This window comes from Bradyrhizobium sp. 141, assembly GCF_023074055.1.
In the GTDB taxonomy this organism is placed as follows: domain Bacteria; phylum Pseudomonadota; class Alphaproteobacteria; order Rhizobiales; family Xanthobacteraceae; genus Bradyrhizobium.
Genome location: NZ_JADPKR010000002.1, coordinates 1 through 13,911, shown reverse-complemented (window position 1 = coordinate 13,911; position 13,911 = coordinate 1). Strand labels below are relative to the sequence as shown.

10 protein-coding genes and 1 riboswitch are annotated in these 13,911 nt (G+C 63.8%); of the genes, 6 read left to right on the top strand and 4 right to left on the bottom strand.

What is annotated here, in order from left to right:
* The first annotated feature begins 99 nt into the window (after nucleotides 1-99).
* Nucleotides 100-179: riboswitch (SAM riboswitch) on the top strand.
* 90 nt (nucleotides 180-269) lie between these two features.
* The gene (locus IVA81_RS00060; protein ID WP_247310436.1) at nucleotides 270-1,466 is read left to right on the top strand and encodes a homoserine O-acetyltransferase; all 1,197 of its coding nucleotides are present in this window, start codon (nucleotides 270-272) and stop codon (nucleotides 1,464-1,466) included.
* A 1-nt stretch (nucleotide 1,467) separates the two neighbouring features.
* Nucleotides 1,468-2,130: a methionine biosynthesis protein MetW gene (gene metW / locus IVA81_RS00055; protein ID WP_247310433.1), complete on the top strand. Its 663-nt coding sequence runs from the start codon at nucleotides 1,468-1,470 to the stop codon at nucleotides 2,128-2,130.
* 137 nt (nucleotides 2,131-2,267) lie between these two features.
* Here metW and IVA81_RS00050 read toward each other — a convergent pair whose 3' ends face one another.
* Nucleotides 2,268-3,131 (bottom strand): alpha/beta hydrolase, encoded by an 864-nt coding sequence (locus IVA81_RS00050; protein WP_247311157.1) that lies wholly within the window; start codon nucleotides 3,129-3,131, stop codon nucleotides 2,268-2,270.
* Between the two features lie 199 nt (nucleotides 3,132-3,330).
* On the opposite strand from IVA81_RS00050, the gene IVA81_RS00045 reads away from it, so the two are divergent.
* Nucleotides 3,331-4,107, top strand: coding sequence for a TIGR02594 family protein (locus IVA81_RS00045; protein ID WP_247310431.1), 777 nt, complete (start codon nucleotides 3,331-3,333; stop codon nucleotides 4,105-4,107).
* A gap of 139 nt (nucleotides 4,108-4,246) precedes the next feature.
* On the opposite strand, the gene IVA81_RS00040 is transcribed toward IVA81_RS00045, so the two are convergent.
* Nucleotides 4,247-5,050 (bottom strand): MOSC domain-containing protein, encoded by an 804-nt coding sequence (locus tag IVA81_RS00040; RefSeq protein WP_247310429.1) that lies wholly within the window; start codon nucleotides 5,048-5,050, stop codon nucleotides 4,247-4,249.
* A gap of 238 nt (nucleotides 5,051-5,288) precedes the next feature.
* Between IVA81_RS00040 and clpB the strand changes: the two genes are divergently transcribed.
* The 3 genes from clpB (at nucleotide 5,289) to IVA81_RS00025 (ending at nucleotide 9,452) form a co-directional block, all read left to right on the top strand.
* Nucleotides 5,289-7,928 (top strand): ATP-dependent chaperone ClpB, encoded by a 2,640-nt coding sequence (gene clpB, locus IVA81_RS00035; RefSeq protein ID WP_247310426.1) that lies wholly within the window; start codon nucleotides 5,289-5,291, stop codon nucleotides 7,926-7,928.
* A gap of 310 nt (nucleotides 7,929-8,238) precedes the next feature.
* Entirely contained in the window at nucleotides 8,239-9,162 is a 924-nt protein-coding gene (locus IVA81_RS00030) for a hypothetical protein (protein WP_247310423.1), read from the top strand.
* 32 nt (nucleotides 9,163-9,194) lie between these two features.
* On the top strand, nucleotides 9,195-9,452 hold the full coding sequence (locus IVA81_RS00025) for a hypothetical protein (protein ID WP_247310420.1): 258 nt from the start codon (nucleotides 9,195-9,197) through the stop codon (nucleotides 9,450-9,452).
* A 125-nt stretch (nucleotides 9,453-9,577) separates the two neighbouring features.
* Here IVA81_RS00025 and IVA81_RS00020 read toward each other — a convergent pair whose 3' ends face one another.
* Both IVA81_RS00020 and IVA81_RS00015 read right to left on the bottom strand, forming a co-directional pair.
* On the bottom strand, nucleotides 9,578-11,197 hold the full coding sequence (locus IVA81_RS00020) for a hypothetical protein (protein ID WP_247310417.1): 1,620 nt from the start codon (nucleotides 11,195-11,197) through the stop codon (nucleotides 9,578-9,580).
* Between the two features lie 152 nt (nucleotides 11,198-11,349).
* Nucleotides 11,350-13,407 (bottom strand): M23 family metallopeptidase, encoded by a 2,058-nt coding sequence (locus IVA81_RS00015; RefSeq protein ID WP_247310414.1) that lies wholly within the window; start codon nucleotides 13,405-13,407, stop codon nucleotides 11,350-11,352.
* Nucleotides 13,408-13,911 lie beyond the last annotated feature (504 nt).

Genomic DNA, 13,911 nt, shown 5'->3' with positions numbered 1-13,911 from the left:
AGCAAAGAGAAATGACGGCATGCTTCGGCCCACGGCCCGGAGGCAAATCCGGTCGATCCGGGCCGCGACTTGACGAAAACCGCCCAAGACGGTAGCTTTTGCCCGTTCCGTGGTCATTTGAGCCGGCCGGCTTGCAGCCACGTTAAAAAACTCGCTAAACAGGCCGGGGACGCTTCCGATCCCGGCCGAACCTATCGTTCAGGCCGGGTTTTTCATGGCCTGATGTCACTGCGGTCTCAAGTCTGATCGCAAACGAGGTCGATGGTCAGATGGGTGGCGTCAAGTCGATACCGAGTCCCGCGATCAGCGCCGACGAGCGGTCGCACGAGGTGGATCATCCGAGCTCGCAGGTCGCGCATTTCGGCACCGAGCAGCCGCTGCGACTCGATTGCGGCGTCGATCTCACCCCGTTCCAGATCGCCTACCAGACCTATGGCGAGCTCAACGCCGATCGCTCCAACGCCGTTCTGATCTGCCATGCGCTGACCGGCGATCAGCATGTCGCCAATGTGCATCCCGTCACCGGCAAGCCCGGCTGGTGGGAGACGCTGGTCGGTCCAGGCCGTCCGATTGATCCCAAGCACTACTTCATCATCTGCTCCAACGTGATCGGCGGCTGCATGGGCTCGACCGGGCCGGCATCGATCAATCCTTCCACCGGCAAGGTCTGGGGCCTGGATTTCCCTGTCATCACCATCCCCGACATGGTGCGCGCGCAGGCCATGCTGATCGACCGGCTCGGCATCGACGCGCTGTTCGCGGTCGTCGGCGGCTCGATGGGCGGCATGCAGGTGCTGCAATGGACCGCGGCCTATCCTGCCCGCGTGTTCTCCGCGCTCGCAATTGCCTGCTCGACGCGGCACTCGGCACAGAACATCGCCTTCCATGAGCTCGGCCGCCAAGCCGTGATGGCCGATCCCGATTGGCATGGTGGCGGCTATGCCGATCAAGGCATCCATCCCCATCGCGGGCTCGCGGTCGCGCGGATGGCGGCGCACATCACCTATCTCTCGGATGCCGCGCTGCATCGCAAGTTCGGCCGGCGCATGCAGGACCGCGAGCTGCCGACATTCTCGTTCGATGCTGATTTCCAGGTCGAGAGCTATCTGCGCTACCAGGGCTCCTCCTTCGTCGAGCGCTTCGACGCCAACTCCTATCTCTATCTGACGCGCGCGATGGACTATTTCGACATCGCCGCCGACCATGGCGGCGTGCTGGCGAAGGCGTTCGCCGATATCAAGACCCGCTTTTGCGTGGTCTCATTCACCAGCGATTGGCTGTTTCCGACCTCGGAATCGCGCGCGCTGGTGCACGCGCTGAACGCCTCGAGCGCGCGGGTGTCGTTCGCCGAGATCGAGACCGATCGCGGGCATGACGCCTTCCTGCTCGACGTTCCCGAATTCTTCGACATCTCCCGCGCCTTCCTGCAATCGGCAGGCAAGGCGCGCGGACTGAAGGGTAGCTAGCATGTCGGTGCAGGAAGTCTTGCCGCTGGGCGGCGTTGCGACCGGGCAGTCCGGTGATTTTCGCGCCGATTATCGGCTGGTCGCCGAGATGGTCAAGCCGGGCTCGAAGGTGCTCGACGTCGGCTGCGGCGAGGGCGATCTGCTTCAGCTTCTGGAGACCCGCGGCATCGACGGCCGCGGCATCGAGCTGTCGCGTGAGGGCGTCAACCGCTGCGTGGCCAAGGGTCTTGCGGTGGTGCAGGGCGATGCCGACACCGACCTCGTCAACTATCCGGATGACGCCTTCGACTACGTGATCCTGTCGCAGACGCTGCAGGCGACGCGGCAGCCGCGAGTGGTGCTGGAGAATCTGCTGCGCATCGGCCGCCGCGCCATCGTCTCGTTCCCGAATTTCGGCTTCTGGAAGATGCGGCTCCAGCTTCTGATCGGCGGCCACATGCCCCGCACCGAGAATTTGCCGGCGACCTGGTACGACACCGCCAACATCCATTTCTGCACCATCAAGGATTTCGTGCAGCTCTGCGACGAGATCAACGTCAAGATGGAGCGCTCGGTCGCGCTCGATCTCTACGGCCGCCCGGTGCCGCTGAACCTGCCGTGGTGGGTGTGGAATATGTTCGGCGAGCAGGGCGTGTTTTTGCTGAGCAGGGGCGGCGGGAAATAGTCTCTTTCGGTCATTCCGGGGCGATGCGAAGCATCGAGCTATGATGCGCAATTGCGCATCTGAGAATCCATCGTGCCACAGCAATTGCGGCCCGATGGATTCCGGGCCTACGCCTTCGGCGCATCCCGGAATGACAGCTAATGCGCAGCCAGCGATCGCGGATCGCGCATTGGCCATCTTCCCGCTTCCACCAGCGTCACGAACCGCTCCACGCTTTCGTTGAACAGCGCGGGCTCTTCCAGATTGAGCACGTGGCCCGACTTCGGAAACATCGCCAGACCCGCCGCGGGCAGATGCTCTTTCAGGAACAGGCTGGGCCCAACGCACGGATCGTCCTCGTCGCCGCAGATGATCAGCGCCGGCGTTGCGACGGACCGGATCGCATCGGTCATTGTGTAGATCGAGGGGCGGCCGCCCTGAAAGCCGCGCATCGTGCGCGCCGAACCCTTGGCGTCATGCCGTGCCAGGGCGGCGTAGAAATCGGCGTGCCCGCGCGGATCCTTCACCAGAAAGGGAATCCGGCTCGGCGCCTCGCGTGTGACTTTCGCGACCTCCGCGGAGCCCAGCGTCTCGAACTGCTCGGCATTGGCGCGGCATTGCTTGCGCCAGGCGTCGAGGTTCTCGAGCTCCGAACCGGAGCCGACGCCGGCGAGCGTCATCGAAAGCGCGCGCCCCGGCGCGTTCAATCCGATCTGGAGCGAGGAATAGGCGCCCATCGAGAGACCGACGAGATGTGCGCGCTCGATCTCGAGATGATCGAGCACCGCGAGCGCGTCGGTGTAGAAGTGCTTGTAGCCGTAGACCTCGCCATCAGGCACGTCCGACGGCGTGTAGCCGCGCGCGGAATAGGTGATGCAGCGGTGGCCGCGCGAGAAGTAGCGCATCTGCGGCTCCCAATTGGTGTAGTCGGCCGCGAATTCGTGCAGGAAGATGATCGGCGTGCCGCTGCCCGCTTCTTCGAAGTAAAGACGGCACTTGTCCTCCGTGACGGCGTAAGGCATCGGGTTTTCTTCCTGAGTGTGTTGCGGCATTGGAATGCCGTTCTGCAGTTCACGCATGTGAGTTCTAACACCCGTTAACCTGCGCGCAAAATCTTCCAGAACGCGTCTTGATCTCGCCACATCAGGATTCTGATACGCAAAGCAGATGTCGGCCACCGCACGGGCCGATCGGGAAGTGGGGTGTCAACGAGGATGAAGAATGTTTGAGTTGTTTGCGTCTCGCCTGTCGCGTTGTGTTGTCGCGCTGGTGATCTTCTTCGCGGCGGTTGCCGCGTTCGTCTCTCCGGCCTCAGCGCGGCCGCATCATCGTCATAGCGCAGAGCGGCACGCTTACGTGCACCACGCCAGGCATCATCATTACCGCCACCATGCACGCAGCTCGCGCTTCGAGCGCAGCGCGGCGCAGTTGCAGGCGGGCGGATTCGGCAACACCTTTGCCAGCTATGACCCGAACGCCAATAGCCCCGGCGTTGCCATGAGCGGCAATGGTGAAACGATCATTAGAGGCAGCGGTCGATTGGCCACGAGCGGTAGCCGTCGAATGGCCATGCGCGGTAGCGATGGAATGGCCACGAGCGCGAACGGCGGCATGGCGAGTAACGGCATGAATAGCGGCGGCTTTGGCGGTGGATCGGGCCTCGTCTCGGAGGCGCGCCGCTATGTCGGCAGCAATCCGACCGGGCGCGGCAGCCTGTGGTGCGCGCGCTTCATGAACATGGTGCTGCAGCACACCGGCCATCAGGGCACGGGATCCGACATGGCGAGCTCGTTCGCGCGTTACGGCACGCGAGTTTCCGGTCCGCAGGTCGGCGCCATCGCGGTGATGTCGCGCGGCGGCCGCGGTGGTCATGTCGGCGTCATCACCGGCATCGACGCGCAGGGCAATCCGATCATGATCTCCGGCAACAACGGCAACCGCGTCCGCGAGGCGCCGGTCTCGCGCGGGAAGATCTATGCGTATGTGATGCCGAATTGAGGTAACGACAGCGACGGTGCCGTAGCGACGGTCTCGTAGGGTGGGCAAAGCGAAGCGTGCCCACGCCTTCTGCCAGCTCAGAGAAGTGGTGGGCACGGCGCAAGGGCGCCTTTGCCCACCCTACGGCAACGGCGCAGGCTCACAGCAGCTTCGGCTCTTCCACCGCAACCGCATCGCCGACGCCGACGTCGCCATCGGCGATCACCTCGGCATAGATGCCGCAGTCCATGTGGCCGAGAGTACGCGAGAGCGTCGGCGGTATCTCGAGATCGCGCTTGCCGGTCTCGGGATCGACATTGGTGGCGGGGCAGCGGACGATGCGCTTGACCACCTTCAGCCGGGCCTGCCCGATTGCAAGCGTCTGGCCGACGAGATCGAGCTCCGACCAGGCCGGCCAGCCCTTCACGTAGAGATTGGCGCGGAAGCGCAGCGGATGCACGGCAGTGCCGCCCAGCATGGCCTCGATGGCGCGGACACTGCCAAGATTGATGATGGAGACGACCTTGCGGGCGACGTCGGAGAAGCTGTGGTCGCGCCCTGACAGGACCTTGGGCGGACCCTTCAGCTCCGGCTGAAAATTCTCCATGAAGTAGCGCTCGATGGCGGCGCGCCCGGCTGCGGTCTCCAGATCGCCGCTGGCGACGATTTGGCCGTCCCTGCGGATGGTCAACAGATTGGTGGCGTCGTCGAACCGGCTGTCGAGCTCCGCCAGCCGCTCATTGCGCGCCAGCATCAGAAACTGGATTTTCGGCTTCCATTCCGGCGCATCAGGGTCGAACCCGCTCGGGCCGTTCTCGATGGCGTAGCGGCGGTCCGCGGGCAGGGTCTGACCGACCCGCAAAGGGGCGCGCGACAGGCGTTCCGGCGTCAGGCCCTTGATCGGGTAGCGGTAGAGGCCGGTGATCTCGGCAATGTGGCTGGCTGACTTTGCGCTAGGGGTCATGCCGCTACTTAAGGGATTCGGCCGGCCTGAGCCAAGCCTGCCCACGAGCGCACGAAATTGTGAACGCGCCTCTTTCGCATCCGCAACCTGCTTCCCACATCTGCGTCAGGCCGGCGGCAACGTCGGCAAAATGCGACCGTTACCGGTTGAGAAACGTCAATGCGGTAATTGGAAACCCAATGAAGATGCCGTTTGGGGTGCCTTAGGGGCCCCGAGGGCAGGCCGAGGGACAGAAAAGATGAATATCGACAAATATACCGAACGCTCCAGGGGCTTCGTCCAGTCTGCGCAGTCGCTCGCGATGCGCGAGGGGCACCAGCAGTTTTCCACCCTGCACGTGCTGAAGGTCCTGCTGGACGACAATGAGGGCCTCGCTTCCGGCCTGATCGACCGCGCCGGCGGCAATTCCCGTGCAATTCTGAAGGCGACCGAGGACGCCCTGAACAAGGTGCCGAAGGTCTCCGGCGGCGGTGCCGGGCAGATCTATCTGGCGCCCGAGCTCGCCCGCACCTTCGACGCGGCCGAAAAGGCCGGTGAGAAGGCCGGCGACAGCTTCGTCACCGTCGAGCGGCTGCTGCTCGGCCTCACGCTGGAGAAGAGCAGCGAGGCGGGTACGATCCTGAGCAAGGGCGGCGTCACCCCGCAAAACCTCAACGCGGCGATCGAGGCGCTGCGCAAGGGCCGCACGGCTGACAGCGCGACCGCCGAGAACGCCTATGACGCGCTGAAGAAATATGCCCGCGACCTCACCCAGGCTGCGCGCGACGGCAAGCTTGATCCGGTCATCGGCCGCGACGAGGAGATCCGCCGTACCATCCAGGTGCTCTCGCGCCGAACCAAGAACAACCCCGTCCTGATCGGCGAGCCCGGCGTCGGCAAGACCGCCATCGCCGAAGGCCTTGCGCTGCGCATCGTCAACGGCGACGTGCCGGAGAGCCTGAAGGACAAGAAGCTGCTGTCGCTGGACCTCGGCGCGCTGATCGCCGGCGCCAAGTATCGCGGTGAGTTCGAGGAGCGGTTGAAGGCCGTGCTTCAGGAAGTGACCGGGAGCGAGGGCACCTTCATCCTGTTCATCGACGAGATGCATACGCTGATCGGCGCCGGGAAGGGCGACGGCGCGATGGACGCCTCCAACCTGCTCAAGCCGGCGCTCGCCCGCGGCGAGCTGCACTGCATCGGCGCGACCACGCTCGACGAATATCAGAAGCACGTCGAGAAGGATGCCGCGCTGGCCCGGCGCTTCCAGCCGATCTTCGTCAGCGAGCCCTCGGTCGAGGACACCATCTCGATCCTGCGCGGCCTGAAGGACAAGTACGAGCAGCACCACGGCGTGCGGATCACCGATTCCGCGCTTGTGGCCGCGACGACGCTGTCCAACCGCTACATCACCGACCGCTTCCTGCCCGACAAGGCGATCGACCTGATGGACGAGGCCGCCGCGCGGCTGAAGATGCAGGTCGATTCCAAGCCGGAAGAGCTGGATTCGCTCGACCGCGAGATCATCCGGCTCAAGATCGAGCAGGAGGCCCTGAAGAAGGAAAGCGATCCAGGCTCCAAGACCCGGCTCCAGACCCTGGAGAAGGACCTCGCCGAGCTCGAAGAAAAGTCCGCTGCGCTGACGGCGCGCTGGAGCGCGGAGAAGAACAAGCTCTCCGATGCCCAGAAGCTGAAGTCCGAGCTCGACGGCTTGCGTGTCGAGCTTGCCAATGCGCAGCGGCGCGGCGAATTCCAGAAGGCCGGCGAGCTGGCCTATGGCCGGATCCCCGAGCTCGAGAAGCAGCTTGCGGATATCGAGGCGCGCGAAGGCTCCGGCGAGATGATGGAGGAGGCGGTCACCGCCAACCACATCGCGCAGGTGGTCTCGCGCTGGACCGGTGTGCCCGTCGACAAGATGCTGGAGGGCGAGAAGGAGAAGCTCCTGAAGATGGAGGAGCAGCTCGGCACCCGCGTCGTCGGCCAGGCCGAGGCCGTGCGTGCGGTCGCAACCGCCGTGCGTCGCTCGCGCGCAGGCCTGCAGGACCCGAACCGCCCCACCGGCTCGTTCATGTTCTTGGGCCCCACCGGCGTCGGCAAGACCGAGCTGACCAAGGCGCTCGCGGAGTACCTGTTCAACGACGAGACCGCGATGGTCCGCCTCGACATGTCCGAATACATGGAGAAGCACTCGGTCTCGCGGCTGATCGGCGCCCCTCCGGGCTATGTCGGCTATGACGAGGGTGGTGCGCTCACCGAAGCGGTGCGGCGCCGGCCTTATCAGGTGGTGCTGTTCGACGAGATCGAGAAGGCGCATCCCGACGTCTTCAACGTCCTGCTGCAGGTGCTTGACGACGGACGCCTGACCGACGGCCAGGGCCGGACCGTCGACTTCCGCAACACGCTGATCATCATGACCTCGAATCTCGGTTCGGAGTTCCTGGTGAACCAGCCGGAGGGCGAGGACACCTCGGCCGTGCGCGAGCAGGTGATGGGAATGGTGCGCGGGCATTTCCGCCCCGAATTCCTGAACCGCGTCGACGAGATCATCCTGTTCCACCGCTTGCAGCGGAGCGAGATGGGCCGGATCGTCGAGATCCAGTTCGCGCGGCTGCAGAAGCTCCTGACCGACCGCAAGATCGTGCTGACGCTGGATGCCGCCGGTCGCGACTGGCTCGCAGCCAAGGGCTGGGATCCCGCCTATGGCGCAAGGCCGCTTAAGCGCGTGATCCAGCGCCATCTCCAGGATCCGCTCGCCGAGATGATCCTGGCCGGCGATGTCAGGGACGGCGGTACGGTCGCGATCTCGTCCGAAGGCAACGTGCTGACCTTCAACGGCAAGGCGCCGCAGACCGCCGAGATTGCGCAGTTCGAGGCGCCGGTGGCGAAGCGCAAGCTGAACTGAAGGCGGGCTTCGAAGGCTGAAACGATAAGCCGCCCCGGAGAGGTCAGCCTCTCCGGGGCGATTTGTTTTGCGGCTGGTTCGCTCAGTGATTGCCGATGCGAAGCCGGGGGCTGTCCGGATCGTGTCAATCATCGCGGTGCAGCCTTACCGGCGTATGCATGGCATCTACAATTTTGACGCACTGCACGCAAAAAGAGTGTTGTGCAAATGAAACACGTAAGACGCTTTAACGCTCCGGCTGTGCGAATCTTCTTGAACAACCTGACACATCGTCGCCACAATCTTTAACGGGGAGTTGAGGGGGCGTGCGATGCGTGGCGTGGGGCAGTTGCGTCGACGTGTAGCGTTCAGCGTCTTGATGCTGACCGGCGTTGTTTTGTCGGGATGCAAGACCTGGGATAGCGGGCCCGATAGGCTGTACAGCCCGGCAGAGGAAGTATCCCTCGCGCGCGCGTGGTTGGACGGTGATACAGGCGCCGATGGCAAGCACCGCATCCAGGGAATGGTCGAACGTTATTATTCTGTGGATTCGAAGAGTCCGACGGCCGAAGGCGATCGGGTATTCTATCGCAATGAAGTTATTGCGCGACGGATGTACATCATCGATCTTGAGTATTCCGAATATGAAACGGCATTGACGAATGAGCGGCAGAAGTTCGGCTTTGGCACGTCGGTGGTCGCGCAAAGCCTCACGATCGCGAGTTCGCTCACGACGCCTCTTCGTTCCGCGCAAATTCTGGCAGGCGCCGCTTCCGGGGTGAGCGCGGCTCGTGGATTCTACGACAGCGAGGTTGTCATCGCGAAGACGATCCAGATTGCTCAAGGACACATGCGAGCCAAGCGGGACGAGATTGCCAAGCGCATTATCCCCTTACGCGACGCACCATCGACGGCCTATCCGCTCTCGGCAGCTCTACATGATCTCGAAGACTATTATCGGGCCGGCACGCTCACCGCGGGATTGATTGAAGCTGTCGGAAAATCGGGAGAGGCGGCCGATGAAGCCGCCTTGCAGAAAGAAGTTGTAATCAGCGGAGTTTATAGCCCGGACTCATCGACAAGAATTCTGGACGCATTTCTAAGGCCAGGCGGCGGCAATTCACCAGTCAATCGGACCAATCTCAAGGCCGCGAACGCCTGTTTGCCGAAAGGGTTCACAGATGTGCGAAGCATTCTCACGAGCTCCGGCCTCGGATCGGTTCGGCGTCAGGTAATGCTCTGTCTTAAACTCTAGTGAGCGGCGAAGTAGCGATATTGGAGGGAGTGATGTCCGAGGTCATAACGAGCAGGCAAAGCGCGATTAGCTTCGTAGAGTTCAACATCAACGAAGAAGCCATGAAAATTTCTCTAACTCTGAATAACAACGGTACTTATACTGGCGCTACGGAATTTGATGCTAACGGACCGGTACCTGATGCAGCATCGGCGGCCGCCGCCAAGACCGCGGCGAAGGCCGCGATTGAGGCCGGCAATGATACGATTGAAGTGACACTGGCTGCCGATGGTAAGTACGCGGTTGCATAGCAGGCGCGGAAGGTGGCGACTTGCTATTCTGATCGTGATCTGGACGATGGTCGGGCCGTCGCTTGTTGGCATCTTTCCGCGCGTGGGCTCGCCAAGTCCGGCGACCAACTGGAAAGTGCCGGGACTTACTTCTTCGTGACCTTGTAAATCGCGTTCTCCACGTCCGAGGTCACGTAGATAACCCCCGTCGCCCCGACCGCCACGCCGGTCGGAATATGCGTCGGCAGTCCGCCGGGCGCACCCACCAGACCGATCGGGAGATTGGCCGCGATCTCGGTGATCTTGCCGCTCTCCGGTTCGATCTCGATCAGCCGCTTGGCGCCGACCTCGGCCACGATCAGCTTGCCGTCGCTCCCGCGCGCCATGCCCTCGGGCATTTTCAGCTCCTTGGCGAGCACGGTCTTCTCGCCGTTGCTATCGATCCTGGAGACGATTCCTGCAAAGGCTTCGGTGACGTAGACCTCGTCAGCCTTCCCGCCGACGAGCCCGACCGGGCCCTCGAGGTCGCCAATCAGCGTGGTGCGATCCTTGCCGTGCTCGCCGCTTACCTTGACCAGTGACTTGGTGCCGAGCTCGGCCACCAAAATGGTGCCGTCCGCGAGCACGATCGCGTCGTGCGGCGCCTTGAAGCCGTGCAGCATGTCGCGCGTTTTGCCGGTCTTGCCGTCGATCATCTGCACGGTGCCGGTGAACCAACTCGACAGCACCACATCGTTGCCCCTCGCCGTCGCGCTCATCGGATATTCGAGCGTGGTGCCGGCGGCGTACATGCGCGCCTTCTCGGTGACCTCGCCGGTGGCGCCGTCCACTGTGCGATAGGCGAATACGTCGGCGACGTGGATGGTATCCTTGCCGTTCTCCGAGGTGACACCGATGCCGCCGGGCAGCGCGAGCTTGCCGATGATGACCTGCTTCGCCTGGCCGGTCGCGGGATCGACCTCCTGAATGCCGTTGTCGGCCATGTTGGAGACGTAGATGCGGTCCTTTTCGTCGATCGCGAGATTGTCCAGCGACGGCTTCAGCTGCGCGACCATGGTCTTGGCGCCCGATTTGGGGTCGACCCGGACCAACTGGCCAAGCGCGGTGTCGACGACCCAGAGATTGCCCTTGGAATCAAAGTTGACCGCGGCCGGGACCTTGAAGCCGTCGGCGACGACGGTCAGCTCGGCCTTGTCGACGTCGACTTTGGCGACCTGGCCCTTGAACCAGAGCGGACCGTAGAGCTTGTCGTCGGGACCGAACTCGAAGCCGTTGAGGCCGCCCATCTTCTCCATGATCTGGCGCGGTGGTTTGACGCCCTCGACGTCGATTTCATAGAGCGTGTCGCCGAGGAAAACGGTGGTGGCGTAGAGCCTGCCGTCCTTGCGGAAGGCGAGCGAGTTGATGCCGGGAAGGCCGCTGGCGAGCTTCTTGATCGGGCCCTCGCCCTTGCGCGCATAGAGATCGCCGGCCAAAAATCCCGTCCAGGCCATGGTGCCATCAGGCGCGAACGCGATGTCGTCGGCCATTCCGATCGGGGCGGGGATTGCAACTTTGGCGGTACCGCCTGATATGTCCACCTCGTAGAGCGCCGCGCCGGCGACGCTGCCGGCGAACAGATGGCCGGCCTTGTCGATTGCGAGCCCGTGCACGCCATGGAACGCCGAGCCCGGGACGAGCTTTGTGACCTCCCAGCTGTCGGCCGATGCGCTCGTGGTGACGAAAAGCGCAGCGACGAAGGCTGCGCAGGCGAGCCTGTCGTTCATGGCGAGATCTCCCGTTTTTGGGAAAGTATTCGCCCCTCACGCCGCTTTGGCAAACGAAACTTGACGTTGTGAGCGACGCAGCAAAGCGACCTCGCTCGATACGTCAAAATTCGGATCTTGTCTGGAGATATCAGGCCGATTGCCGGTTTCTACTACCGGTTGGTGACCTGCAGCGGGCCGCCGGTCGCATCCGACATGCGGGCGATGGCGCCGCCGCGGCCGCTCATCATGCCCTCGAGCCGGTCGCGCTCCTTCTCGAAGCCTGCGAGCATCGGGCCTTCGAGCGAACGGCCGCGCGGCAGCTTCACACGCATCGGGTCGACGAAGCGGCCGTTGACCAGGATCTCGTAGTGGACATGGGGGCCGGTCGACTGGCCCGTCGAACCGACGAATCCGATCACCTGGCCCTGACGCACCTTCTTGCCCGCCTCCATGCCCTTGGCAAAGGCCGACATGTGACCGTACGCGGTCTCGTAGCCGTTGGAATGCTTGATGCGGATGTATTTGCCGTAGCCGCCCTCGGGGCCGGCCTTCTCGATCAGGCCGTTGCCGGAGGCGAAGATCGGCGTGCCGTAGGCGGTGGCCCAGTCGACGCCGGTGTGCATCTTCACATAGCCGAGGATCGGGTGGCGGCGGCCGCCGAAGCCGGAGCGCATGATGGCGTTGTTGACCGGCTTCCTGACCAGGAACTTCTTCGCGCTCTTGCCGGTCTCGTCATAGTAGTCGACGACGCCGTCGTCGGGGCTCTGGTAGCGGTAGTATTTCTTGGTCTCGCCGCCAACTGTGAGGGAGGCGAACAGCACGTCGTTCTTTTCGCTCGAGGTCAGGCCCTCGTCTTCGCCGGCGTAGAACACGTCGAAGGAATCGCCCGGCTGCACCTTGCGCTGGAAATCGACGTCGTAGGAGTAGATTTTGATCATGTCCTCGATGACCGGCATCGGCACCTTGTTGCGCATCGCGGTCTCGTAGATGCTCTGGTACAGCCGCACGCCGGAGCCGTCATCGTCGTCATCATCGTCGCTGTTGGCGTTGGCCGCAGCGTCCGCGACGGTGTTCATGCTGGAGACGTCGACTGCGACGTATTTGCCGAGATCGGACAGCGCCGCGATCGCTTCGACCATGGTCTCGTTGGCGACGACGACACGGTAGGGCTGGAGGCGGGCGCCGGGGCTCGCAGGCGCCATCAGGATGCGGAGCTTCTCGCCTTCCTTGAGGCCGCCGTCGCGGCCGCGGGGGCCGAGCGTCGCGGTGATCGCCTTGATCTCGTCGGCGTTCGCGCCGAGATCGCGCAGCACGCCGGCGACGCTGTCGCCCTTCTTGACCAGATGGACGCGTTCGCCGTTGGGATTGCCGCCGGTGATCTGCTCCTTGGTCTTGGGCAGCAGCGTGACGTTCTCCGGCACCACGCGCGTCTCGAAGCCGGCATAGGGATCGGACGGCGAGGCTTCGGCGGCGTAGGCGGTTCTGATGTCGGAGGTCGCGCCGGAGATGTCGGCGGCGGCATTGGCAAGCGAGGCGTAGCGCACCCCGCCATTGCCGCGCCAATTGGCGGCGTCGCGCACCCGCATCAGGATGTCGTCGAGCGCCACCACTGCGGAAATCTTGGCCTTCGGCAGCACCGGCGACAGGTCCTTGGTGACGAAAGAGACTTCCGCGTCGGGCTCGACGGCTTCCGGATTGTTCGGGTCTTCCGCTGCCGTCTTCGGATCGGAGCCGACATCGGTGAGCAGGCGCTGGGCGTTGAACGGCGGAATCTTCGCCGACAGATCGCTCGTCGTCATCGACAGATTGCCGGCGATCCGCACGAAGGGACGCACCCGCATCACGTCGCGGTTGCCGACGCGGGCGACCGTGGAAACGCGCACGATGTTGCGGGACGCCGTGGATTCGTTCGGCGGCGGCAGGCGGTCGCTCTTGTGCAGCGTGGCGGCGCGATCGGCGGCGCCGAATGCGCCGCGCAGTGCGCCCTCGACCCGCTCCGGCACCTTGGCGAAGGTCATCTCGCCGTCGAGAGATGCGAAAACGGCGCCGCCGATCAGGGCTGCGCCGCAGAGTCCGGTCAAGATTGTCCCGCTAAACCATTGCACCGAGACGCGGCGGCGGTCGATCACGGCGGCTTCAGAACCATCGACGGACAGCGGCGGCTCGTGGCCGAGATCGATGATCCCGGTCTCACGCCCGTAAGCGCCGCGTGACGTCCTGTGGTTCACTCAAGTCCCCCAATCAACGACCCAAGAAGCCCGCTTCGAACCTTGTCCTGGTCGCCCTCTTGAAGGGGGATCGCCGGAAAAGGCAAGCCGCACAGGCGTCCGCGCTCAGAAGGCCCCTCGGATGGGGCCGGCCGAAATTACGAACAGCTGGACGGGTAAAGCTCTCTCGATGTCTCTCGAATGTCCGGGGAAGGCTGCGTCATCTGCAAGATCGCCTTCCTCTGACCCCATGAAAACCGCCGGCAGCCCCCTCTGGCATCCCCCGCGATTCAAGCTTGTCTCTTATCAGAACGCCGCGGGATTGTGGCTCAAGTACGGCGCCTGTCATGGAAAAAGTTTCCTGAACGGCCGGCGTTAAGCGGCCTCCCCAGTCTGGCTGGGGGAGGCTTGGTCCGACCTAGCGGGACTTTCCAACCGGCTTGAGGGTGTCTGGCCGGGGATCGTCGGGCTGGGGCGGGATGCTCCCGGCTGGGTGAGGCGGGAGCATCCCGCCCCAGCCCGACG